Origin of the sequence: Moorella glycerini, from assembly GCF_009735625.1 — a bacterium.
Taxonomy (GTDB): Bacteria; Bacillota; DSM-521; order Neomoorellales; family Neomoorellaceae; genus Neomoorella; species Neomoorella glycerini.
Window position 1 is genome coordinate 2,758,132 of sequence record NZ_CP046244.1, and the last position, 21,980, is coordinate 2,780,111.

Consider the following 21,980-nt stretch of genomic DNA (forward strand, 5'->3'; position numbering starts at 1 on the left):
GTTGGGATTAGCCATGATCCTGCAAGCTGCCATATTCCTGGCGGCCGCTTTCTTCCGCAAAAAGTTTTTAAACCTCATCATGGAAAGCGTCCAGGAAGGCGCCTCGACGTATCATGAAAAGGCAACCGAACGCATTATCCAGGCTAACGCCGCCCTGGCCCGCCGCCTGGGCCTGGCCGACATGATCAGCGACTGGTGGATCGCCAGGCATAACAGGGGGACGGGGGGAGGCCCCCCTGATGATGATCACAAAGACGCTGCTTTAGGCGGCGTATGGGAGCAGATGCCGCCCCCACCGCCCCGGCCTTCCAACGCCAAGCAGCTGCCACCCGGAGGCCCGGTCACCATAGATATCGAACCGGAGCCAGAAGCCTGGGAAGGACGGCCGCCCCAGGGTTATCCCTTCAAAGAACTGGGCGACGGACATGAGGAAACCGGCTTCATCATGGTAAACAAAGACAATGCCCCTGGAACCGGCCTGGATACGGCGGCGGCGGTGCCCAGGGGGGTCAACGCAGCCAGGAAAGCAGCCGCTAGTGGCAATGCACCCGCCGTTGCTACCAGCGGAACGGCAGGAGTAGCTGCCGCGGGGCCGCCGGCCGCTTTGGCGGCAAAGAAAGAGGTGCAGGCTATGGCCGGCCCGGCAGCCGGCAGGCCTGCAGGGGGAGTGCGCCTGGAAGGGGGTAGGGAAACCGGCAATTTGCCGCCGGCGGCAAGAGATGGGGCCATAGCCCCCGAACAGGTACAAACCTTGGATACAGTTAAACAGGCACCGGTGCCAGCCAGGCTTGATCCCCGACCCGTTGTAACCAACCGGAAGGCGCCGCCTGCGTCCGGGGAAGCACAGCGGCCTGTTGCGGTTGCCGGTATGGCAGGTACCACTGTTACTCCGGCTAAACCAGCAATACAGGTACAGCCAGTTCCCCCTAGCGGGCAAGAAGCCCCTGCTTCTCAAGCTATCCACCGGTCCCAGGAAACCTTTGCCGCCGAACCAGCTGCCGCCTCCCATAAAACGGACGGCGGGTCGCTCCGCCATTCCGGTATGCCGGTAGCAAACAAAAAGCAGCAGGAGCGCTAAAACGCGCCTGCTGTTTTAAACTACTTAATCAGGGGTACTCACTTAATAAACGGACAAACTTTAGGTCTTTTTTTACGGCGTTATGCAACCTTTGGTCCGCGGTGAAAAGTTCACATCCCTTTATTTGCGCCGCCGCGATATAGGCTGTATCGTAAGCGCTTATCTGGTACTTGCGGCTTAAAGAAAAAATCCTCTCAGCCTCTTGTTCGACATCTATCCAGGCGATCTGTAGGGCGGTAATTTCCTTAGCCGTTTTAATGAAAACTTCATCGTTGATCCTGCGGCGTCTGGAGGCTACCAGGCACGCATTAATAAGTTCAAGAGCCAGCAGTCTTGGACCAAAAAGATTGGTTCGGCCCAAAGCATAGTCCAGCATTAATTTTTTAGCCTTGGAGGAAAGCTCGTCGGGGAAATAAGCGCAAAGGATGGCGCTTGCATCAACTACAGCGTCCATTATTTTTCCCTCGCTTCGAGTTCCTGCCGCGAAGCCTGGAAAATTTCCTCTGCGGTTATCCCCGAATCCTTCATGGCCTCAGAAATCTCCTGCATAGCAAGGTAATTTTTGATGCGGCTTAGGTTGGCGTATTCTTCATAAGGAAGGAGAGCGGCCACCGGTTTCCCTCTTTTCTCCAGAATTACGCTTTCCCAACCCTCTACCCTTCTAATTAAATCAAGAAAAGACTCTTTTGCCTGGGTTACGTTTAGAGACATCATAACTAGTCACCTCTACTAACCATATTATATGACCATTTTATAGAAAAAGCAAGTGCAGCAAGGAGAATAAAAATGGCTAAATGTCATTCCAAAGAAAACGCGCAACTTAGGGGGGAAATCCTACGGAAGCCCCTCCCTAACCACGGAGGGGTTAGGGAGGGGTAGTTCAGAACTACTTGAGCTTGATTTCGATCTTGGCGTCTAGCGCCCTGGCGACCTTTTTTAAGAAACGAAGGGAGGGATTATAGGTTCCGCTTTCCAATCTGGCAATGGCTGATTGGCGCGTTCCTACTTTACGCGCCAGTTCAGCCTGGCTGATGCCTTTGAGTTTTCGTTGTTCAATGATAGACTTGACGAGTTGGTATTCCGGTTCCAGGTCATCATAGGCGTGGCGAAAGGCTGGTTCCTTCATCAGTTTGTTTTTGAATTCCTCCCACTTCATTTAACTCCACCCGTCCTTTGCTTGTAATCCTTCATCCTGGCAAGAGCAGTTTTAAGTTCCTTTTGTGGTGCTTTTGAGGTTTTCTTGGAAAAAGCATGGACTACGACCAAAGTGTTACCCGAGATGAAAAATAATAACCTGAACGCTTGGCCTCCGAAGGGAACCCGTAATTCCCAGAGGTCGTCGGCCATATGCCGGACATAGGGCATCCCGATTGAAGGGCCATACTCTTTAAGAAGGTCAATGGCCCGGGCTATTTTCGCTTGCTCGCCGGGTTTTAGCGTCGCGATAAAGTCAACCACCGGCTGGTTGCCCGAAGCGCTTTCGTATAACTCGATTTCCCACAGCATAAAACAATCCTCAATTGATATAACATATGTGTTATATATTGTAGTCCAAAATCTTTTTGTCGTCAACTTGAAACCTAGCAGGCCGGTAGTAATTACAACCTCGGAGAAAGGAGCCCGAAATAGGTCTCCTTTTTTGATGGGAGGGGGATGCTTATGGGTCCCGTGACCGCAACAGCAGCAATCAAAACAGCTCAGAAAGCCGGCAAATTGGTCACGTCGGCCCGGGCCAGGGAAGGTCTGGCCGTAAAGATTGAATACCTGGCGATAGGCATCTTTTTTCTTATTCCAGCTCTGCTTATATCTCTGGTCCTAATATTTTTCCTGGCCCTTGGAATGGGTGATCAGGGCAAAACCACCGGCTTCCGGTCTGGCGCCCCGACGGCATTTGCCGTAGCCGATATACCGGCCCAGTACCTGCCCATTTTCTTAAAGGCCCAAGAGCGGTACGGAGTATCCTGGGCGATACTCGCGGCCATCGCCAAAATAGAATCGGGGTTTGGAAGCGACATGAAAACTTCCAGCGCTGGGGCTATCGGTTTCATGCAGTTCATGCCGGCCACCTGGGAGCAGTACAAGCAGGATGGCGACGGGGACGGCAGGATGGACCCCTATAACCCCTACGACGCCATCTTCGCCGCCGCCAATATGCTTAAAGCCAACGGCTTCGCCACCGACCCCCGTAGAGCCATCTTCGCCTATAACCACGCCAATTGGTACGTAGATATGGTGATGAGCCAGGCGGCAGCCTACGCCTCCACCATGTTGCCGGTAGGCCAAGGCGTTTGGCCCCTCCTGGGCCAATATAAAACAATCACCGACGGCTACGGCATGCGCTGGCACCCGATTCTAAAAAAATACAGCTTTCACGACGGCATAGATCTACCGGCGCCGGAAGGCACGCCAGTATTTGCAATGCAAGATGGAAGGGTGCTCTGGGATAGGGAGAACGGCGCTTATGGCCTTTGCGTAATCCTGGACCACGGCGGCCTTAAGACCATGTACGGCCACCTGGCGGATGTAGCTGTAAGAAAAGGGGAAAAGGTGAAGGCCGGCCAGGTCATCGGCTACATAGGCAATACCGGCCTCTCCACCGGCCCCCACCTGCATTTCAGCGTTTACATCAACGGCCAGCCGGCCAACCCGGAAGAGTGGCTGAAGATACCTTCAGGAAATAACTGAGGAGGCCAGAAAAAATGGCCAAAATAGTAACATCCCTTGCCCTGGTACCAGGCGCCGGAGCCACGTTTATTGCCACAAATATCGGCGCCTGGACGGCCAATAAAGGCATAAAAACTTTGCTCATAGATCTAAGCGCAAGGGGCGTTTTAGGCCCATTATTCCTAGTGGAAAAAGCAAAAGAAAAGGTTTACCCAACAACGGCAACCTGGCAGGAATTCAGCGACCCCGCTTCCTCACTCATCAAAACCCAGTATGGTCTGGCTGTTCTCCCGAGTGCGGAACGCGACAAAAGTACGGATTATGATTTAAACGCCGAAGCCATCCTTAATTATTTTGACCCGTTATTTGAAGTAATAGTTATCGACCTGGGCGGGGATATATATTTACCCCACGTATTCTCCCTCATGAAGAAGGCCTCCAAAAACATATTAGTAGCTGAACCGAGCAAAAGATGCGTCGAAGCTTTGCCGGGCCACATCAAAGAAATCTTGATGCAATATGAGCCGGAACTGATAATCAACCGTGTAACTTCCCGGGCTTATTACCATCCCAGGGACATAGCCCGGCAGTTTAACGTAGGACAGTATATAGCCATTATTGATGATCCTAAGTGTAACAACGAAGCTGTCAAGCAACGCCTTCCCCTTTCGCTTTATGGGAAAGGAAAAGCGGCGCAGGTGCTGCTGGAATTTGGGAAACATCTTTTTCCGGAAACTCTTAGAGAAAGTAAAGATACTCAAGAGGAACAGGATATTGACGTTAATAACGTTAGAAACCTGAACGAAAGCGAGGTTAAAGGAAGAGGAATAAAAATCGATGTTGATCGGGAAAGGGAAAAAGAAGCAAGGGAAGGACTAAGGAAAAACCGGGTCAAGCCTATAAAAATCCCAAAGTTACTTCAAATACAAGGCAGCTTAAAGAAAAAATTAGCCACCAAAATAAGGGAAAAAGTACAGGAACAATGCCGGCTTCAGGAGGATATTTTAATAACGGTCTGGAACCCTTCAGGGTTTTTTGTAAGTATGACTGCTTTGAATTTAGCCGTTGCCGCGGCAGCTGAAGGATATGATGCAGCGCTTATCAACTATAATTTTACTAACACCGAAACGGATGTATGGTTCGGGATAAAACAAACCAGGGCTAAAGATGCAAATTATAATGATGCCGGCATTATGACCTTCGGTGAAGCCATCAGCCCGGAACTGGCCGTAAAGATGCTCAAGGAACGAGCCTGGGGCGTCAAATATTTGCCTGCAGGCAATAAACTTGGCAATATCGGGACCCCGGATTATGGTGAAGATGGGGTGCATCTGTTAGAAAACATAATTGTCGCCATAAATGCTCGGGAGGCAAGAAAACCCAAAGTGACAATCATCGAGGCTGGAACATGGTACGAACAGCCGCCGGTCTATGCGGCACTAAAAACTTGCCGCGTCTTGTTCATACCCATGTCCGGCAGCCACCAGGAAGGAGAAATAGTAAGGCAGCAACTGGCAGAACTCAAAAGGGTTGAAGTAGAACCGGTTACAGTGGAATTAATATTTGCCCCGGAAGAGATAAAGCTACCTGCCCAAGTTTGTCACGAACGTGTAGTTGTTCCGGATGATCGGGAGAGGTACCTGCAGGCGTCAACTATAAAGAAACCTTACTGCCTAACAACAGAAGATACAAAGGAATTCTGGAGACAAGTGGTGAACTTAATTTCTAGATTGAAGGCAAAAAAGGGAAACGGGAGGGTATGGAATATATAGGAGTAAGTAAGGGTTCCAAAAAGTGAGGTTGGATTATTTTATATATAATGGTTCCAGACCAGTTAACGGTGCATGCTTTACCGTCGGTTACGAATTATAGAAAGGAGTGGAATATGATGTTCAATATGCCTTTGGCTTGCTTGCTTCTTGGTACAGCTGCAATATCGACTTTTTCCCCTTCCCTTATAATGTTTGGTCTCCCGGATGGCGGCGACTATCGCCTGGAGTTTATTTTTTTATGATAATGTTTGTGGCATATTTCGTTATAACGATGCCAGCAGGCCTTGTCCTTGGCAACCTGGTAGAAAAGGACTACCGGAATTTCCGTGCCGTGGCGGTGGTAGCGGCTGCTACATATATTGCCGGCTTTGCCTATTTCCTTATTGGCCGGCCAAAGATGCCGCTAGGAAGAGTTTTTATCGAACACATTGCAGTGATAGCGGTAACCTGGTTAATAGCAACTCCTATCGCCCGGGCCATATGGGGAAGGGCTTCAAAATCGGTTTAAGAAGGGATGTCGTCCGATATTGATTAAATGATAATAGTGGGGTAAAATGAACTCAGGGAAGGTGGTAAAGTAACCTTTTTGTGTTAAGAGAGTCCCCGGGAGGCATACTATATTAATAAATTAAGATGTCTCCCAAGGGGTGTATACTTATTGAAGAAAAAAATTAAGAAGGTTAATATGTACTTAAAAAGAAAGGGGGAAACAGAAATGCCAGCCTTACTGGAAAAAGAACCATCTTGCACAATAGAAGAACTGCTACAACGCGCTAAAAAATTGAATGAAAATATATCTTCAAAGATGAGGGCTGCCGGCATTACTTATAAAGATATTAAAGAAGATGTCGTCAAAGCGCGTTCAAGTATTAGAACCTCCAAAGGTCCCCGTCGTTATTGATACCAATGTTTTAGTTCCTTCTCTTTATAGTAATACGCCTATAGCCCAATTTCTTTTTTCCGGCAACCTCATTCTAGTTTGGAGTGCATACATCTACAACGAAGCTTGTGAAATTATCTACAGGTTGTCAGCTCGCTATCTGCAAAAGGCGGGTGTATTTCCTGAAGAAGTTTTGGAACTTTTGAAGATAGTTACTACTATTGGCCGCGAAGTCACTGATATGCCCGAAGATTGGCCACCGTATTCCCGTGATAGAGAAGATGACCCATTTCTTTGGGCGGCCTTGGTAGGAGGAGCTGAGTATATAATCTCAGAGGACGATTCGCATATGTTGGAATTAAAATCTTTTCAGGGGATACCAATAGGGACACCAAGACAATTCTTTGAGTGGGTAAAGATAGTGCACCCAATAACACTAGCAAATAAGATTTAATCCGGCTAACCGCCGGGTTTTTTGTTTTCGAGGAGGTGATCATCAAAAGGGTACGTATATACCGTTGTTGTTGCCGGAACTTTTTGGTAAACTAAAATCATCAAGGAGGGATTTCTACCGTGAAGAAAATCACTGTATTGACCACTTTACTTGCCCTGATTCTATTTCTTTTAGCCCAAGCTCTCCCAGCCCACGCCGAGATGGAGTACCGTTTCTCTGACAAAGACACCATCACGAAAGACTTTTCCTGGGGCCAAGACGACATCATTGAAGCCATCGACTTTGAACTTTACGCCGGTTACCCGGACAACACCCTGGGGCTCAATAACAACATGACCCGGGCGGAGTTCGCCGCCGTGCTGAACCGCATCATGGACGCCGGGGGCACCACCGGACCGAACTGGTACGACGGAGCCGTTGACGGTTTGGTGAAGGCCGGTGTAATCCACGACAAGTCCGGGGACTGGGACGCGCCTATCACCAGGCTGGAAGCCGCTAAGTGGCTGGGCAGGCTGGCGAAGGTCTACCAGGTGGCGGTCAAGGACCAGGGCGCGACCTTTAGTGACACCTCTGATGTAGACGCCATCTACGCCGACAAGACGGGCCTCATGAAGGGCATCAGCCCGGGCGTCCTGGGGGCCGACCAGAACCTGCTCAGGGGTGAGGCGGCGGTGCTGCTGCTCCGTGTGGCGAAGAGCGTGGATAATAACTTGCCGAGTGATGAGGAGTTGATTCAGGCAGGCAAAGAGGCTTTAGAAGATGCCAGCGCTAATGCAATGGACTTTGAGGCGCGGCGTAATGTGGACTTGAGCTTCTACGACAAGCTGCCCTACAAGAGGGTCACCCGGAATTACTTCGAGGGCGCGCGGAAGTTTATGTATGCCCTGCGGGACGACGGGAGGAAGAATTACCGGTTAACAAAGAGCGAAATAAAAGTAGCTGAAAAACATAACTCCATTGCGATAGTAGTTGCTAAATTAGAAATAGAGAGCGGCTATAAAGGGATAGGAATTTCCCGTTTCAAGAAGATTGACGGCCGCTGGATGATGACCCAGGGCGGAACCCCCCAAAATTACAAAGAATGGGGTTACGTCAGCAAAGTGGGCTGGTAAGGATACAAGTTAGTTAATCAAAGGGGGTAAATATTATATGCTGCGCAAAGCCTTTTTCAGGGCTTTTTTCTTTTTGCTTCTCATGGCGGCGTTGGCCAACCCGGCTTTCGCCTTCTATGAAGGTGGGGATTACAGAGGCGCTCCCTCCGACTCCCAGGCCCCCCGTTCCAACGGAATGCAATGGTTCGTCCGCCGCGTCCCGGTGCTGCTCTACACCCCGGAAAACATGAGCGTGAGCCTGGATAGCAATAAAGGCGAGATAAACCTGAGCGACGTGGATTTAGTATGGGGCGAACTCTGGACCAAGCCGGGGTGGGTGAAGGAGGGCAACCGGTACGGGTTGAACGAGCTTTACATCCCCATTAATTCCAACATGGCCCCGGCCCCGGTGTCCGGGAGGAAAAAGGTCATCCTGCCGGACGCCGATTTTGACAATCCTGACGTGTTGAGCTTCCTGGCGGACTATTTTGACGTATACGCTCAGACGCGGTTAATTGACAAAAATAACACCTGGGCGGGTGATGCCTCTTCGGGGCTGTACGTTAACATTCCCTTACCTTCACGTCAGGACTTCTTGTCACAGGAGGAAGGGATGAATGAAGTTCAGGCGGCGAAATGGAAGCCTTTCCTGGCAAGCCAGGCGTATCCCGATGGGCTGATACCTTCCGCCGACGGGAGCAAACAATACTTGCGGGCACTGGATGCTTTCAACCACGGGTCGACGTTTTACTACCACCTGCTTTTAAACCCCGGCCCGCAGACTGGCAACTGGCAGGTGGCGGCGCAGACCAGCCCCAATTATGACGAGAACGCCCCGGACGGCACAGGGTTTTACCGCGGCAAAGACTGGAGCGACCAGCTGAAAAGTAATCCTGCGGCGGTGCCGGGGTTCATCGGGGCGATAACGCCGTGGGCGAATTTAAAGCTGGAAGGCCCGGTTGAAATAACCGGCGCCCCCGGGGAAGAAAAAGAAGCCCAATACACAATTACGAATGAAAGCTCCGCTGTTCTGGCGCCTGACGTGGCGGTGAAGCGCGAAGGCGGGGCCTACGTCACGGCGGCGGCCGAAGTCCCGGTGAAAGCGTGGGACAAAGCGCCGGTGACTCTAAAGTTCAAAGTAGAAGACACGCCTTACAAAGTGCGGGTTGCGGTGAATCCCTTTGGGGGATTGCTCGAATCCACATATAAAGACAACTACGTAGACGTGACGGTAAAGCCTATTTTACCGTCTCCCCCGGTCGATAACCAGGGTGGCGGCTCATCCGGCGGCGGAGGAAATGCAGGTGGGAGAGACTACAACGGCAGCGGTGAGCTGGTATTCTACGCCCGTAGCAGGGGCGGGCAGGACATATATGGCAACTATAAACCGCCGGAGGACCGGCCGGTTAATACCGCCAAGTATGCCGACATAGTTAAAGCCGTTTTGAAGCCCGCGCCTCTAACGCCTCCCCAGGGTACACTAGTGTCCTGGAAAGTTACTTCCGCGACTTTGAGCTACCCGAAGCGGAATCCGGAGTTTACCTTTGGTCACCCGACTATGGAGCCGGTGGGTACCATAACTGTTTCCATGACGCCTAACGACCACGAAGCCACGGTGGAGTTTGAGGAAGACTGGAGCGTGGCCGGGGCGCCCATATACGACATGCTGGCGGGCCGTGATGCCCCGCCACCAACGGAGTACACCATTACGGCGGAGTACACGGTGGAATATGAGTACGAATATACAGAATGCGATAAAGACGGTTGTTACACGGTGCGGGCGAAAGGGACTGCATCTGGCACGGCTTCCGGCAGTCTCCTGGTGAACGGTACGGGGATAAATATTTTGTAAGCGCATTTTAACTTGCATAGGGAAGCCGCCTCTTTTCGGGGCGGCTTTTCTTTTTTATGGGGGGATTGATGTATGAATTGCAAGGACTTTAAAGAGTTTCTTTATAACCACTTATTCGTCGTCATAATTTTAGGACCGCTTTTAGGTCTTTACTTTTTTTTATCTATTGCATTCTCCGACGAGGCCGAAACCTATACTGCCCTGATTTCAATTCTCACCCTTATCGGTTCGATGGCCCTAGGCTTGGTGCTGGCGGCGGTCCTTACTGTTACAGTATTACTGGTTGTATGGTTTCGTTTAAAAGCTTTAACAATGAAGGAAATTCCTGGGGAAACGTCGAAAATGAGCTTGCCCACTATACGAGAGAGGGTTGGCCGGTACTTTGACTTCAGGAGGTTCGATAGATGGTACAGGGACTGACACTTCCCGTCGCTCTTTTTCTTTGCCTTATTGTTGTTCCCGGGTATATGTTTACCTGGGCTTCGGGTGTCGCGGAGGAAGGCAAGAGAAACTTTACGCTGGTTTTCTCCCGGGGCGTCGTAAATTTTGCTGTAGGTATTATACTTATTTTCCTTCTCTTCCACGATAAAGCAGGCGAAGTCTTACTCATGTTTTCGGGTGATTTGCAGGCCATCCAGCGTTTCTTCTGGTTGGCCATGTGCGGTTTTTCGGTATTAGCCAGCGTGTTGGGAGCCATACAACTGTTTTTGGATACGCAGAGCGCCCGGGCTATCAAACAGAGCATAGTATGGCGAAACTTCATGGCGGGAAAACAGTTTGAGGTTTCGCCCCGCGAGAATATTATGTGGGAAGTATTGTTGTGCTATAGGGTTATTCAGAAACGTCCTATAGTTACCGTTTTGGTAGAAGGAACGAGCACTCCTGTGCAGGGGGAAGTCTTAAAGGCGAGTTGGGGATCCAAGGGAGGATTGCTGGTAGCCGGTATGGATGATCCTCAAAGTGTCACCTGGATTCCGAAGGACCGCATTATTACTGTACGATACATGAATCCCGGGCTTGCCCTTGCAACACATGCCCTTGATCCGGTGACAAAAAATTTTCTCAACCTTGTGCATCCTGGCTATGGGGAAGAAGTAGAACAGCGACTGTTTGACAGGTCTTCCAATGCAGGTTAAAGCCGTGTGACTGCCGCCCTACCCGGGGCGGCTTTTTCTTTTTTATGGGAGGTGGTTTTTATTCCGCTGGAATTTGCCAGTCACGACTGGCTGCAGGAAATTGAGATGCAGAAGGAGGCGATAATCGAAGAAGTCGCCAGACAGCTCACGCGGGAGCACCCGGAGCTGTTTTCTGGTGGCACCCTGGACGGCGGCGCCAGGCTGGATGCTGAAGCGCTGGTGAAAAACGCTGTCATTACCCGTAAAGACCTTACCCCGGATGAAAAAGATGACGCTGTGAGTGTCATAATGGGGCAGATAACGGGCTACGGACCCCTGCGAGACTTTTTTACCGGCCCTGGAGCGGAAGAAATAACAGAGGTTGCCGTGAACCCCACGTCCCAAGGACCGCGGGTCTTCTACGGCATGCGCGGCAGGCAGTATCCGGCGTCCGGCGTCTACTTCAAGACCAACGAAGAAGTCACCAGGTTCGCTCAGAAAATCTGCGAGGACGCCGGCCGGCCCTTTACTGCCGATTCACCCATCGTTGACGCCTGGCTGCGGGACGGGTCGAGACTTTCGGTCATAGGTTTTAAGGCCAGCCCTCTCGGCACGGCCCTGACCATAAGGAAGTCGCCCCTGACGCGGCTGCCGCTGCCGCTGTCCGTTTTGGTCAAAAGCGGCATGATGCCGCAGTTCGCTGCCGAACTTCTGGTTGACCTGATAGTGGAGGGCCACGCCAACCTGGGGGTGTTCGGGCGCACCGACTCCGGCAAGACGACGGTCCTGCGGAGCCTGGGCGAACAAATCGCAATTGACGAGAGGATGATCATAGGTGAGACCAGCTTCGAGCTTTCCCTGCCTAGCCTTCCTAACTGCGTCAACATGGTGGAAGTCACCTACGGCGGCCAGAAGCTGGTGGACCTGGCGAGGATCTGCGAGGTGATAAACCGTTCCAACCCGGACCGGGCTATAGTCGGCGAGATCCGCGGCGGGGAGGTGGTGGCCGCATCTGAAATCGCTGAGTCCATCAGCGGCGGCTTCTGGACCACGGGCCACGCCGGGGGAGTGGACGAGCTGCGCTCCCGCCTGCCCAAGATGTTTTCCCGCGGCGGGATGCCCCTGCCGAAGGAGTACGTGGACGAGCAGCTCCGGGCCATGTTCCACTTCCTGGTATTCCTGGACAAGAGCTATGACGGGAAGCGTACCCTCATGAGCATCGTGGAGGTGACGGCTGAAGGCTACCGGACCATTCTCCGGTTTGACGAAGGGGAGTTTGCGAGGACGCGGGGGAAAGTCCGGCGGTGGGTGTATGAGGCGCCCGTGACGCCGGAGAGGCTGGGCCGGTTGGCCTTCCGCGGAGCGGAGGTTAAGCCGGAATACGAGCAGGTGCTTGAGAAGCACTTCTATGCAGAAGGAGGCGAGGCGTAAGGTTGTTAGTGATAGCTCTTTTCCTGTCGTTGTTCCTGATGTTTTACTTTCTTACCGGCGGCGAGGTTCCCGAAAAGGCGGGTCTTAAGAAAATAGCCAGGGACAGGCTTTTGCCGGGGGCTTCCGCAGCGGTGTTTTTCCTCCTGGGTTCTGTTATGTGCCGCACTTCCCTGGGTGGTATCCCCTGGGCCGTCCTGGGGTGGTATTTGCCCGGGTGGGTTACAGGGTTTGTAGAAGAGCGCCGCCGGGCGAGGCTCAGGGAATTAGTGAAGAGCTTTGTGGTTTCCGCCGCGGGCATGTTTGCTGCCGGGCAGACGACCGCGGAGGTGGTAAAAGTTATGGCCGACCGGATGCCCGAGCCTTTTGCCGCGGAATTCCAGGATATGCTGGGCCAGCGCGAGCTGGCCGATAAACCCTATTCAAAGTCCTTCGGCAACCTGGCGAAGAAGTACGGCCTGCCCGAGTTCGAGGCCGTGGCCGCCGTGCTGGCCGCCGCCGACCGGGCCGGGGGGCCTAATGCAGCGGCCAAAGGATTGAAGCGCCTGGGGGCCGCCCTGCAGCAGCGCGATCGGCTGCTGGCCGAAAGGCGCAAAGAGACCTTTGAGCCGAAGGTGGCCGCCGGGGTGGTGATAGTCCTGCTCTTCCTGGGCTTTTTGGGCGGTGTCCTTCTGTGGCCCGGCTACTTCGAGGGCGGCGGCAGGCTGGTCCTGACTGCGGCTTCGGCGATAATAGTCGGCATGGTCTTCCTGGCCGTCAAAGCCGGGAGCCCGGACGCGATGTAGAGGGGGGAATGGCATGATGCTTGCGCCTGCGGGCCTTTTTGTGACGACTTTTGTCTTTCTCTATCTGCTCCTCTGTCCCGACAGGGAAGGCGTGTCGCTCGCGGCGGGCACCGTCGATTCCGTGAGGAAGAGATTGGAGAAAAGCCTGATAACCCCGGACAGGGCGGCGCGCCTGGAAGCCGCGGGCAGGACGGTGCGGGAGCTCATGCGGAGCGGCGCTTTGATCGGCGCCGGGTTAGCCCTCCTGGGCTTCCTCATCGGGGTTAAGTTTTTAGGGGTGTTCGCCCTGGTGCCGGCCGCGGTCCTTTTTCTCCTGGGCATGTTTCTGGCTGCGAATGCCGTGGATACCGAGTTCCGCCGCTGGCAGGCCAAAGTGCTGGCGGGGGTACCCAACATATTCAACTTCGTTCCCGTCTTCCTGGAAACCGGTGCGGTCACTCCCAGGGAGGCCCTGTTCCTTTCCCTGCCTTTCATTTCCGAACCCCTGCGGGGCCTGCTGGAAAACGCCCTGAGCCGCATAGCCAGGAAGGCCGAGGTGCGGACGGCCATGGATGAGCTGGCGGGGAAGGTGAAGCATCCCCTGGTGGATGCTGTGGCCTTTCGGTTGTCTTCGGCTTGGGACGTGCGGGTGGACGCCACTATCTTCGACGACCTGGCCGGGCAGCTGGCTCTGCTCCGGGAAGAAGCGGCAGGCAGGGTCACGGCGGCCCGGGCTTCCTTCTTCGCCCTGGTGGCCGTACTGGGACTTCTGGGCGCGGTCCTGGTTTTCGGCTACCCGGCCGTGAAGTTCATGGCCCAGAAGATCGCCGGGGGGTTCGGGATATGAAAGAGAAGGGAGGGGGTGAGAGTGCGAAAGGCTTTTGCGCTGGTGTTGATTTCCGCGCTAGTGGCGCTGGTAGTCCTGGGAGCCCTGTGGTGGCTGGCCGTCGTAAAGCGCTGGCTTTTGTGAAGGACCGGCGCGGCTTCCTGGAAATCTACATGCTGTCGCTTTTCACGGTCGTGGCCCTGACCGTCTTCGCCGTGCTTACGGGCGTGGCCTTCGGGACCAAGAAAAACGCCGACGTGGTGTACCAGATGGTAGGCGAGGCTATTGACTTTGCGGGCAGGGCCGCCAGCCGGGATACCGGCGGCAACCTTGAGAGTGCCGAAACCCTGGCCCGGCAGTATTTCACTTTAGCTTTTTCCAGGATGACGGGAACTGCTTTTAACGGCAGCAGCTTTGTGCCTTCGGGGTCATCCCCGATCAAAGGGGCCGCCACCTTGGAGGGCTTCCGCTACGTGCGGCCCGGTGACCCCATTCCGGGCGGCAGAGCTTCCGTGCCGGGGTTTATGGCCACCCTGAAAGTGCCCATCCTGGTAGGTAACGTACCTTTTGTAGGCCCGCAGTTTTTAGATGTGCAGATGCGGTGCTACCAGCCCGCCGGGCGGGTTGAACTCTAAAAAGCTACTAAACGAATTGGAGGTTGACGCCATGTTAAAAAAATACCTGGATAACGCAGTCGATATTATCAAGGACGAGAAAGGGTCCCTTCCGGAACTGACCACGGTCCTGGGCCTGGCTATAGTTGCGGCCCTAGTGGTTGTGGCGCTCATGGTCCTTGCCCCCCAGACGACCAGGGACTTCTGGAATGCGGCCACCGGCTGGATACGCGGCCAGTTTGGTTTCTAGCCTGGGGGCGGTGGCTTCAAATGCTTGACAGGGTGATCTCCCTTTTCGGGGTCCTCTTTGTGCTCATACTCTTCGCCGTGTGCGGGGCCGTCTTTATCGGGATGGTTTCCCAGTGGTATGCCCTCCAGTCCGAGGCCCAGTTCGTGGCCGCGGGCATGAGCAGGTACGGGGGCTACACCACCGATATTGACGCCCAGCTCCAAAACTTTATGAGCCAGATGAAGATGGACCGCGCGAAGACCCAGGTTAAGGTGTCGGCCCCGGGGGCGCCCGTGCCCTGGGGCACGGTGGTTACCTGCGAGATAACTTACCCCTTCCGTTTTGCCGCGGGGAAATTCTTTCCGCCCTTTGAGGTGCCGGTGACAGGGAAGGGAACTTCGGTGAGCGCCTACATACCCGGCACGATGTCGGGCCTCACCTATACTTCGCCGTAGGAGACGCGGTTATGCTGCGGTTTTTGTTTTCGGTTTTCTGTCTCCTGTTTGGTGCGGCCGTCGGCGTTTCCCTGAAAGGGGCGGTGCAGTACCGTCCCTTCATAGCGGTGTGTTTTGCCGGGATGCTCCTGTGCGCCGGTTATCTTTTCTGGTACCACCTGGCGCATATCCCGCGCTGGCGGGAGGCCAGCAGGGAAGCGGGTTTCAGGCTGCTGGTCCTGGTGCCCATCAGTTCCCTGCTGGCTTGGGCCGTGCTTTTCTTTTCCGGCGCGAAGCTAAAGACGAGGAAAATCCGGCGGGCCTTCGAGCTGCATATAGCCGACCGACGGAAACACCGGCTGGCCGAGTTTACCGGCCTGCTGGCTTCCGACCTCTCGCTCCTAGCGGGAGGACTGGAACCCGGGACACTAATTATCTGGGAAACGCGGGCTCCTGTGCCGTCCGCTTTCCGGCGGTACATCAGGCGGAAGCAGGCGGCGGGGGAGGCGGTGTGGGAGAAGGGCGGCTGGGGGCCGGCCCGCCGCTTTGCCGCCCGTTTGGCCCGGCGCGGGGCACTGGTGTGGACCGGGAGAGACCAGGAATATTTCTTCGGGAGGTGTTCGTTTGAGCAGGAAAGCAGGGATAATCATATCTTTTCTCCTGGCGTTGCTGTTCACGGGGCTGGTCACCATAGGGGCCAATGCCAGGTACAGGCAGGCAAGTAAGACCGTCAACGTGGTCCGGGCCGCGCAGTTTATAACGGCCGGGTCGGAGATAAAGCCGGAAATGGTGGAGAAGGTGCCGGTCCCGGCCCAGGCCGCGAGCGGTATGGCGACAGCCGTTGAGGAAGTTGCCGGCAGGGTGGCCACCGTCTCTATGGTTAAAGGCCAGTACGTCTGGAAGGACGCAGTTAGGGAAGGGAAGGGCCTTAAAGAAGGTTACGTGGTCGTCTACGTGCCGGTTGACCTTTCGAGCTCTGCAGCTGTCCTGGCCGGCGAGGTGGTTGACGTTTACGCAATCGACAAAACCGCCGGCGGCGCTCCTGCCGCGAAGCTGCTGGCCCAGGGGGTGCGGGTCCTCCACAGCCTGGGCCAGGACGGGGTAGAGATTGAACCCGGGAAGAGCGGCGGTATTTCTCCCGTACCAGCCAGCAAATCCCCGGTAAGCGTCGGGCTGGAAGTGCCGAAGGACGTGGCGGCCCAGCTCGTGCAGTACGCCTCCGCTAAAGCGGTCTACCTTGCCAGGAGCGCGGTCACGGGTGCGTAAGCTGTCCTTTGGCCCGTGGGAATCCCTTTCTCCCATGGCCTTCTTCGGTGGTGAGGGCCTTCAACCCGTCCGGCTCGCGTGGCCGCAGTTAGAGGAAAAGCACTTAGACTTCCTCACCGGCCTGCCCAACCGGAGGGCTTTCGACGCGGCGCTGGAGGCGGCCGCGGGAGAAGCCTGCCGCCAGTGCGCCGCCTTCGGGGTGATACTGTTTGACATCGATCACTTCAAAAAGGTCAACGACTCGCACGGCCATCACACTGGGGACTCGGTTCTTAAGATATTCGCTTCCCGCCTGCGGTCGTCGATTAAGGGCATTGACTTTGCGGCCAGGTACGGCGGGGAGGAGTTTGTGGTCCTGGTGCTGGCGGCCGAGAAAGAAAAGGTGTGGGAGATAGGAGAGAGGGTGCGCCTGGCGGTGTCCGGCGCGCCCTTTTTTGTAGAAGGGAAGGAGCTCGCCGTGACGTGCTCTTTTGGCTGCGCGGTCTTTCCCGTGGACGGGCCGACGGCAGGGGAAGCCGTCAAGGCCGCAGACGCGGCCCTTTACCGGGCGAAGGAGGCGGGCCGCAACTGTGGTTTTTTGTATAAAAGTTAAAAGTTATTGGGGGTGTAAAGGTGCCTTTTTGCGTCATCGCTGCCGAGAAAGAATCTGCCGAGCTTATAAAGCAGAACTTGATTAAAACCGGGCTTTACCCTGATTGGGAGTTTCAGGTATGCACTTCTGCCCGGGATCTCTACGCTTTCAGCCCGGACAGGCCGGGAGTCGTGGTCGTGAGTCGTTTCCTCCCGGGGGAAGATACACGCGTTTTGCTCCAGCGCTTGCCCCTGCTTTTTTCGGCCAGCCATATAGTCCTTTTGGCCGGCAACCTGGATGAAAAAGGGAAGGCGTTCGTGAGAGCAGCCAGGCAGGCGGGGCTCAACAATATCGTTACGGGCAAACTCCCGGGCGACAGGCCCTACAACCTCCTGGCCGCCCTCAGATACGCGAGGGAGGACGACGAGCTGTCCGCTTTGATGAGCGGGGAGGAAGAAATCGGTCCGCCGGGGCTGGAAGTGGAGGAGAGGGAGGAATACGTTCCGGAGCCGCCGGCAGCCGCGCCTCCGGTGGATACCGCATATAAGGAGCGGCCGCGTCCCCATCCGCCGCAACCGGCAGGGCCGCAGGCGTTTTCCCTTGTCGAAAGGCAGGAGCACCGGAGGGACGCCGACTACCTGGACGAGCTTCTGGGCCGCTATGCGGGTCCGCCCGGCCCTGCCGGCGGATCTCCGACCGACCCGGCGTTTGAGCGGCCCGCGGCCCGGGCGTTTCCTGCGAAGCCCGTCCAGGAGGCCCGCGTTTACCCCCGTACAGGAGGGCGAGGGGTTTTTGTGCTTACCGCCGCCAACAAAGGAGGCGTAGGTAAGACCACGGTGGCGGTGACCCTGGCCGTGGCCCTGGCCCGGGCGGGGATCCCGGTTGTGCTGTGGGATCTGGACTTCGGCGCGCCGGACGTGGCTTCCTTCTTCGACATATCGGGTGTGGCCGGTATAGAGGCGCTGGCTAAAGGGTTATTCCGGCCGGAGATTGCCGAAGGGCTGCTTGTCAAAGCGGAGGAAAACCTCTACGTCCTGCCCGGACCTATGGACAGGACCGTGCCGGCTTTTGAGCCGGGTGAAATTGGTGCTATAGCGCAGCAATTGCTATCCAGATTTCCGGTGGTGTTCGGCGACACCCCTCCGGAGTTCTGGACCAAGCCCTGGCTGGAGGGAGTGTTCCCTTTAGCCGACAGGGTGCTGGCCGTGGTGGACCAGTCCAAGTTCAGCGAGCAAGAAACTGCCGCTTATGCGCCTTGCCTTCTGGCTATGGGCGTGACGCCAGAGAAGATAAGCATAGTTTTGAACCGCTTCAGCCCGAAGCTCCACAACGCGAAAGGGGTGGAGAAGCACTTCTGTTCCGGCTTCAAGAAGGAAGTTCCCGCAAAGCTCCTGCCGAAGGTGGCGGCGGTGATACCGGAAGAATGGGAGGCTTATGTGCAAAGAGGTTACAAGGGCGAAGTGGTGGGCCTGGACGACGCCTACAGCCAGTGGCACGCCCTGGCGGGAGAGATCGCGGCGTCTGCCGGGTACACATACAGGAAGCCCGAAGGGGAAAAGAAGGCTTTCTTCCGGTTCTTTGGCAGAAGAAAAAAATAGGCTGGTGGTGTTATGGGCAGCTTAGAGGAAAAAGTAAAGCACATGGCCGAATACCTGGACGCAGAAGCCATATCTGCGGCCTTAAAAATACCAGTCGAAACTGTCCGGGACATCCTGGACGGCAAGGCGCAGGTGCTGGAGGTGCCCGGCGCTTCCAAAGCTCCTGCGGTAGTGCAAGTAAATTCCGCCAGAGTCGCCTACCGGCAGAGGGTAATAGCGGTCTGGCGGGCGAAGGGCGGGGTGGGCTGCACTTCCGTAGCCCTGGGCCTGGCCTGGCTGCTGAAGGATTTGATGCGCGTACTGCTGGTTGACTGTTCTTTTGATGTGGGGTGCAGCGACCTTTCCTTTGTCCTGGACCTGCCGGAGTACCCCCACCTCAAGGCATTCGAGTACGGCGGTATCGCGGGTGCCGTCATAAACGCGGAGCCCAATCTGGACGTACTCCAGGCTCCCCGGAACCGGAGCGAGATTGACGAGCTTTCACAAGACATTTTGACCCGGGCTGTTACTTCGGCCCGGACCACCTACGACGTAATAATTTGCGACCTGCCCAATGCGGAGGGGCCGCCGGTGCAGGGAGTCCTGGAGAATGCCAACACGCTCCTGCTGGTGACGGGCGGTGAAGATGGGGAGAAGTCGCGCCTGCTGGCCCGGCTGGCGGGGGTAAACCTCAAAAGCAAGGAGGTTTTTCTCCTGTGCAACCGCGAGAGCGAGGTCAACGGCCCGATTGCGGAGGTCCTATCTTTCCGGGAATTCGCTGTCCCTGAGGACCCGGAACTCGCACGTGGTTTGCGCCGGGGGCAGGTTTTCTCCGCCAATGGCCCTTTTATGCGGGCGCTGGCGGAAGTCCGTGATGCTATGTATGAGAGTTCGGCAACCCAGAAGGGCGGGATATTCCGGCGCCTGTTTGGACGCTGAGAATGAGAAATAGAAAGGAGTTGGAGCTTTGCGGAATCTTACGTGGAGTGCGGCATGCGGGCTGGCCCTTTTTCTTCTGTGCCTGGGAGGGGTACTGGGGGTGGCGTTCCCCGCCCACATGGCCCGAATCGCTGCGCCCGTGCTGAACAGGGTAATGGATTCGGCGCAAACGCTCCGGCCGGATGCGCTGGTGTTTGTGGCCCTGGTCCTCATAAAAAACTGCCTGGTGCTGTTCCTGGTGCTTACTGCCGGGCCTTCTTACGACCGGCTTAAGGGGAAGTTCTTCAGGTCCCGCCTGGCCGCCTGCTTATCAAGGGTGACAGACTTCTCGGTCGCCTTTTTTCCCGTCCTGATACTCTTGCTCAACGGCGCCGTACTCTCCTGGAGCGTGCTCCTGTTTGCCAGGGCCGGCGTGCCCCTGGCGGCCCTGCTGGGCGGGATTCTGCCCCACGGGGTATTCGAACTCGCGGCCCTGGTAATGGTCAGCGCCCTGGTGTTCTGCCGGCCGGGGAGCGATTTTAAGGACAGGATGGCGTTCTTTGTGCGGCCTATATTCCCCTTGTTGGTGGTGTCCGCGCTGGTTGAGGCGTACATTTCGCCGGCGATTATGGTGAGGCTGTGGAGTTGACCGGGAGGAAAAAAGTATGGCGTTAGCCGGGCTTGCCTATTTCATCCTTGCCCTGGCGTCCCTGATTTTGTGGTCTACAGGTTTTAACCCGTACTGCGGCTACGGCCTCTTTCTGGGGAGACCCTTACTGCTGTGGGGCGCAACGGCTTATGCGTGTATGGCAGTCCTCTGCTTTGCCGGGGCGAAAAGGAAGGTTGCCATAGCCGGGGCCGCTTTTCTGCCTGCGGTACACGCGGCCGTACTCGCACTCGCCTGGAGGGATTCCGGCTACCTCTGCCCGGCCTGCGTTACCTTTCTCGTTATCGAAGCTGTCCTGGCCGCGTTTCTGGTTTTTGCCCGGGGCAGGAAGCAATATCCAGTCTTTCTTTCCCTTGCCGGGGTTTTCCTGCTTGTGGGCACCGGGCTTCTGGCATATAACCCTTCCGTCTCCGGGTATGTGATGCCTGCCGGCAGCGCAGCGGAGGCGGTTTCAGGGGGTGCGGGCAGCGAGGCGGTTGTACCGGATGGGGCTGCTGCTTTTGGCACCCCGGAAAAGTCGCCGGTGGGCATGGCGGCTGTTGATGCCGGGCAGGTGGAGCCCGGCCGTCCGCTGGTTTATAACCCGCCTGCGGGCGCGGCCCCGGCGCTTGCAGATAGTGCAGCGGCTGCCGTGCCGGGTAAGAAATATCCGGTTGCGAAAGGGCCTTCGGTGGCCGTGACGACCGCTGGCGGCAAAAAAGTGGAGCTCGACCTTTCGCAACGGCCTGCCCTTTACTTTGCCTGGTGGTGCCCGGCGTGCCGGGAGGTTTTACGGGAGATGGCCCGGCTGGCAGGAGAAAAAAGGCCGTACCTGGTGTCTGTTTCCTATACGGCCGGGGATGTCAACCGGTCCTTGCAGGAAGTTGCCAGGGCTGGTTTGCCAGGAGGAGAAGTGTACTTCAGCCGGGGCGTGCCGGGGAACCCGGGCGGCATCCCGGTGTTGCTATATGCGGAAGGCGGTGAGGTAAAATAGGCGATAGGGAAAACGGCTATCCTGCGTTTAAGTGCGATATCGTCCACAACGCAAAAATAATCAGCAGTAAGTTGGCTGCTATGGTCCAAAGCCGCGGCATTTTAATCGTAAAAGATACCTCGGGTTTTTCGCAGGGTGGCATTTTGTTTTGGGCTTTATTGGCGTCTCTTGTAGCCATAGCAATCACTGTTTTAAAAAAATAATACCATCTTTTCAGCACGGAGGTACTTCTGAAAAATTGCTGGAGGGAGAGATTCTTGACCTGGAACTGGCTTTGGGTTTTATTCCTGGTCCCGGTGACGGCTTGCGGCATATATGATTTCCTTTCCATGAGGGTACCGAACCGCCTTACAGTACCCTTAATTTTTATCGGGCTGGCATACCGGGCCTGGGCGGGAGACTTCTGGGGCGGTCTTTCAGGGGCGCTGGTATGGTTCATTGCAGGTGCCGTTCTAGTCTCTACAGGCGGCATGGGCGGCGGGGACGTCAAGCTCATGGCCGCCATAGGGGCCTGGGCCGGGGTGTACGGCGGGTTGCTGGTCTTTGCGGCCGCCAGCCTGATCGGGGCGGCATGGGCGGCCGCCAAATTGGCCAGGCTGGGCCTGTTGAAAAGAAAGATTCTGTATCTCCTTTACTGGGGCGGTTCTATCTTTACCGGGGTCAGGCAGCCTCTCCTGGTAAAGATGCCGGAGGAAGGCGTACCGCAGGAGGCCATTCCCTTCGCGGCCTGCCTGGCCGCGGGAGTTTGGGCGGCGACTCTGGCGGCGTGGTATGTTAGGCATTACAGCGGGATTGTGAGGTGGTGAT

28 protein-coding genes are annotated in these 21,980 nt (G+C 55.7%); 24 read left to right on the forward strand and 4 right to left on the reverse strand.

What is annotated here, in order from left to right; genetic code table 11:
- Window positions 1-13: 13 nt before the first annotated feature.
- A complete protein-coding gene (locus tag MGLY_RS13730) occupies window positions 14-1,078 on the forward strand; it encodes a hypothetical protein (RefSeq protein ID WP_170291091.1) in 1,065 nt (354 codons plus the stop codon).
- A gap of 28 nt (window positions 1,079-1,106) precedes the next feature.
- On the opposite strand, the gene MGLY_RS13735 is transcribed toward MGLY_RS13730, so the two are convergent.
- From MGLY_RS13735 to MGLY_RS13750, 4 genes are all read right to left on the reverse strand, one after another.
- The gene (locus MGLY_RS13735; RefSeq protein ID WP_156274695.1) at window positions 1,107-1,532 is read right to left on the reverse strand and encodes a type II toxin-antitoxin system VapC family toxin; all 426 of its coding nucleotides are present in this window, start codon (window positions 1,530-1,532) and stop codon (window positions 1,107-1,109) included.
- Entirely contained in the window at window positions 1,532-1,792 is a 261-nt protein-coding gene (locus MGLY_RS13740; protein ID WP_156274697.1) for a type II toxin-antitoxin system Phd/YefM family antitoxin, read from the reverse strand. The genes MGLY_RS13735 and MGLY_RS13740 overlap by 1 nt, the downstream gene beginning before the upstream one ends.
- Window positions 1,793-1,964: 172 nt before the next feature.
- Window positions 1,965-2,234: a helix-turn-helix transcriptional regulator gene (locus MGLY_RS13745; RefSeq protein ID WP_156274699.1), complete on the reverse strand. Its 270-nt coding sequence runs from the start codon at window positions 2,232-2,234 to the stop codon at window positions 1,965-1,967.
- A complete protein-coding gene (locus MGLY_RS13750; RefSeq protein ID WP_246187337.1) occupies window positions 2,231-2,584 on the reverse strand; it encodes a type II toxin-antitoxin system RelE/ParE family toxin in 354 nt (117 codons plus the stop codon). Before MGLY_RS13750 ends, MGLY_RS13745 begins: the two co-directional genes overlap by 4 nt.
- Window positions 2,585-2,737: 153 nt before the next feature.
- On the opposite strand from MGLY_RS13750, the gene MGLY_RS13755 reads away from it, so the two are divergent.
- From MGLY_RS13755 to MGLY_RS13860, 23 genes are all read left to right on the forward strand, one after another.
- On the forward strand, window positions 2,738-3,763 hold the full coding sequence (locus tag MGLY_RS13755; protein ID WP_246187338.1) for a peptidoglycan DD-metalloendopeptidase family protein: 1,026 nt from the start codon (window positions 2,738-2,740) through the stop codon (window positions 3,761-3,763).
- 14 nt (window positions 3,764-3,777) lie between these two features.
- Complete coding sequence (locus MGLY_RS13760; protein ID WP_156274703.1) at window positions 3,778-5,514, forward strand: CpaE/TadZ family protein; 1,737 nt, start codon at window positions 3,778-3,780, stop codon at window positions 5,512-5,514.
- 106 nt (window positions 5,515-5,620) lie between these two features.
- Entirely contained in the window at window positions 5,621-6,022 is a 402-nt protein-coding gene (locus MGLY_RS13765) for a hypothetical protein (protein WP_156274705.1), read from the forward strand.
- A gap of 150 nt (window positions 6,023-6,172) precedes the next feature.
- The gene (locus tag MGLY_RS13770; RefSeq protein ID WP_156274707.1) at window positions 6,173-6,415 is read left to right on the forward strand and encodes a hypothetical protein; all 243 of its coding nucleotides are present in this window, start codon (window positions 6,173-6,175) and stop codon (window positions 6,413-6,415) included.
- Complete coding sequence (locus MGLY_RS13775; RefSeq protein ID WP_156274709.1) at window positions 6,360-6,848, forward strand: putative toxin-antitoxin system toxin component, PIN family; 489 nt, start codon at window positions 6,360-6,362, stop codon at window positions 6,846-6,848. The genes MGLY_RS13770 and MGLY_RS13775 overlap by 56 nt, the downstream gene beginning before the upstream one ends.
- A gap of 119 nt (window positions 6,849-6,967) precedes the next feature.
- Entirely contained in the window at window positions 6,968-7,960 is a 993-nt protein-coding gene (locus MGLY_RS13780) for an S-layer homology domain-containing protein (RefSeq protein WP_156274711.1), read from the forward strand.
- Between the two features lie 37 nt (window positions 7,961-7,997).
- Window positions 7,998-9,791, forward strand: coding sequence for a hypothetical protein (locus MGLY_RS13785; protein WP_156274713.1), 1,794 nt, complete (start codon window positions 7,998-8,000; stop codon window positions 9,789-9,791).
- A 72-nt stretch (window positions 9,792-9,863) separates the two neighbouring features.
- Window positions 9,864-10,211, forward strand: a complete 348-nt coding sequence (locus MGLY_RS13790) for a hypothetical protein (RefSeq protein WP_156274715.1) — start codon at window positions 9,864-9,866, stop codon at window positions 10,209-10,211.
- On the forward strand, window positions 10,196-10,927 hold the full coding sequence (locus MGLY_RS13795; protein ID WP_156274717.1) for a hypothetical protein: 732 nt from the start codon (window positions 10,196-10,198) through the stop codon (window positions 10,925-10,927). The genes MGLY_RS13790 and MGLY_RS13795 overlap by 16 nt, the downstream gene beginning before the upstream one ends.
- Before the next feature lie 51 nt (window positions 10,928-10,978).
- Window positions 10,979-12,337, forward strand: a complete 1,359-nt coding sequence (locus MGLY_RS13800) for an ATPase, T2SS/T4P/T4SS family (RefSeq protein ID WP_156274719.1) — start codon at window positions 10,979-10,981, stop codon at window positions 12,335-12,337.
- An 8-nt stretch (window positions 12,338-12,345) separates the two neighbouring features.
- Window positions 12,346-13,119, forward strand: coding sequence for a type II secretion system F family protein (locus tag MGLY_RS13805; RefSeq protein WP_246187500.1), 774 nt, complete (start codon window positions 12,346-12,348; stop codon window positions 13,117-13,119).
- 13 nt (window positions 13,120-13,132) lie between these two features.
- The gene (locus tag MGLY_RS13810; protein WP_156274723.1) at window positions 13,133-13,945 is read left to right on the forward strand and encodes a hypothetical protein; all 813 of its coding nucleotides are present in this window, start codon (window positions 13,133-13,135) and stop codon (window positions 13,943-13,945) included.
- Between the two features lie 89 nt (window positions 13,946-14,034).
- Window positions 14,035-14,559: a hypothetical protein gene (locus MGLY_RS13815; protein WP_156274725.1), complete on the forward strand. Its 525-nt coding sequence runs from the start codon at window positions 14,035-14,037 to the stop codon at window positions 14,557-14,559.
- A gap of 31 nt (window positions 14,560-14,590) precedes the next feature.
- Window positions 14,591-14,788 carry a hypothetical protein gene (locus MGLY_RS13820; RefSeq protein WP_156274727.1) on the forward strand — a complete coding sequence of 66 codons (198 nt, stop codon included), beginning with the start codon at window positions 14,591-14,593 and terminating at the stop codon, window positions 14,786-14,788.
- 20 nt (window positions 14,789-14,808) lie between these two features.
- On the forward strand, window positions 14,809-15,222 hold the full coding sequence (locus MGLY_RS13825; RefSeq protein WP_156274729.1) for a hypothetical protein: 414 nt from the start codon (window positions 14,809-14,811) through the stop codon (window positions 15,220-15,222).
- 11 nt (window positions 15,223-15,233) lie between these two features.
- Window positions 15,234-15,926: a hypothetical protein gene (locus MGLY_RS17850; RefSeq protein ID WP_170291092.1), complete on the forward strand. Its 693-nt coding sequence runs from the start codon at window positions 15,234-15,236 to the stop codon at window positions 15,924-15,926.
- Window positions 15,868-16,467: an SAF domain-containing protein gene (locus MGLY_RS13830; RefSeq protein WP_211661905.1), complete on the forward strand. Its 600-nt coding sequence runs from the start codon at window positions 15,868-15,870 to the stop codon at window positions 16,465-16,467. Before MGLY_RS17850 ends, MGLY_RS13830 begins: the two co-directional genes overlap by 59 nt.
- Window positions 16,460-17,059 carry a GGDEF domain-containing protein gene (locus MGLY_RS13835; RefSeq protein WP_156274735.1) on the forward strand — a complete coding sequence of 200 codons (600 nt, stop codon included), beginning with the start codon at window positions 16,460-16,462 and terminating at the stop codon, window positions 17,057-17,059. The genes MGLY_RS13830 and MGLY_RS13835 overlap by 8 nt, the downstream gene beginning before the upstream one ends.
- 20 nt (window positions 17,060-17,079) lie before the next feature.
- Complete coding sequence (locus MGLY_RS13840; RefSeq protein ID WP_156274737.1) at window positions 17,080-18,636, forward strand: CpaE/TadZ family protein; 1,557 nt, start codon at window positions 17,080-17,082, stop codon at window positions 18,634-18,636.
- 12 nt (window positions 18,637-18,648) lie between these two features.
- A complete protein-coding gene (locus tag MGLY_RS13845; protein WP_156274739.1) occupies window positions 18,649-19,554 on the forward strand; it encodes a CpaE/TadZ family protein in 906 nt (301 codons plus the stop codon).
- A gap of 28 nt (window positions 19,555-19,582) precedes the next feature.
- Window positions 19,583-20,182, forward strand: a complete 600-nt coding sequence (locus tag MGLY_RS13850) for a stage II sporulation protein M (protein ID WP_156274741.1) — start codon at window positions 19,583-19,585, stop codon at window positions 20,180-20,182.
- A gap of 16 nt (window positions 20,183-20,198) precedes the next feature.
- The gene (locus MGLY_RS13855) at window positions 20,199-21,173 is read left to right on the forward strand and encodes a TlpA family protein disulfide reductase (RefSeq protein ID WP_156274743.1); all 975 of its coding nucleotides are present in this window, start codon (window positions 20,199-20,201) and stop codon (window positions 21,171-21,173) included.
- Between the two features lie 257 nt (window positions 21,174-21,430).
- A complete protein-coding gene (locus MGLY_RS13860) occupies window positions 21,431-21,979 on the forward strand; it encodes an A24 family peptidase (protein WP_170291094.1) in 549 nt (182 codons plus the stop codon).
- Window position 21,980 lies beyond the last annotated feature (1 nt).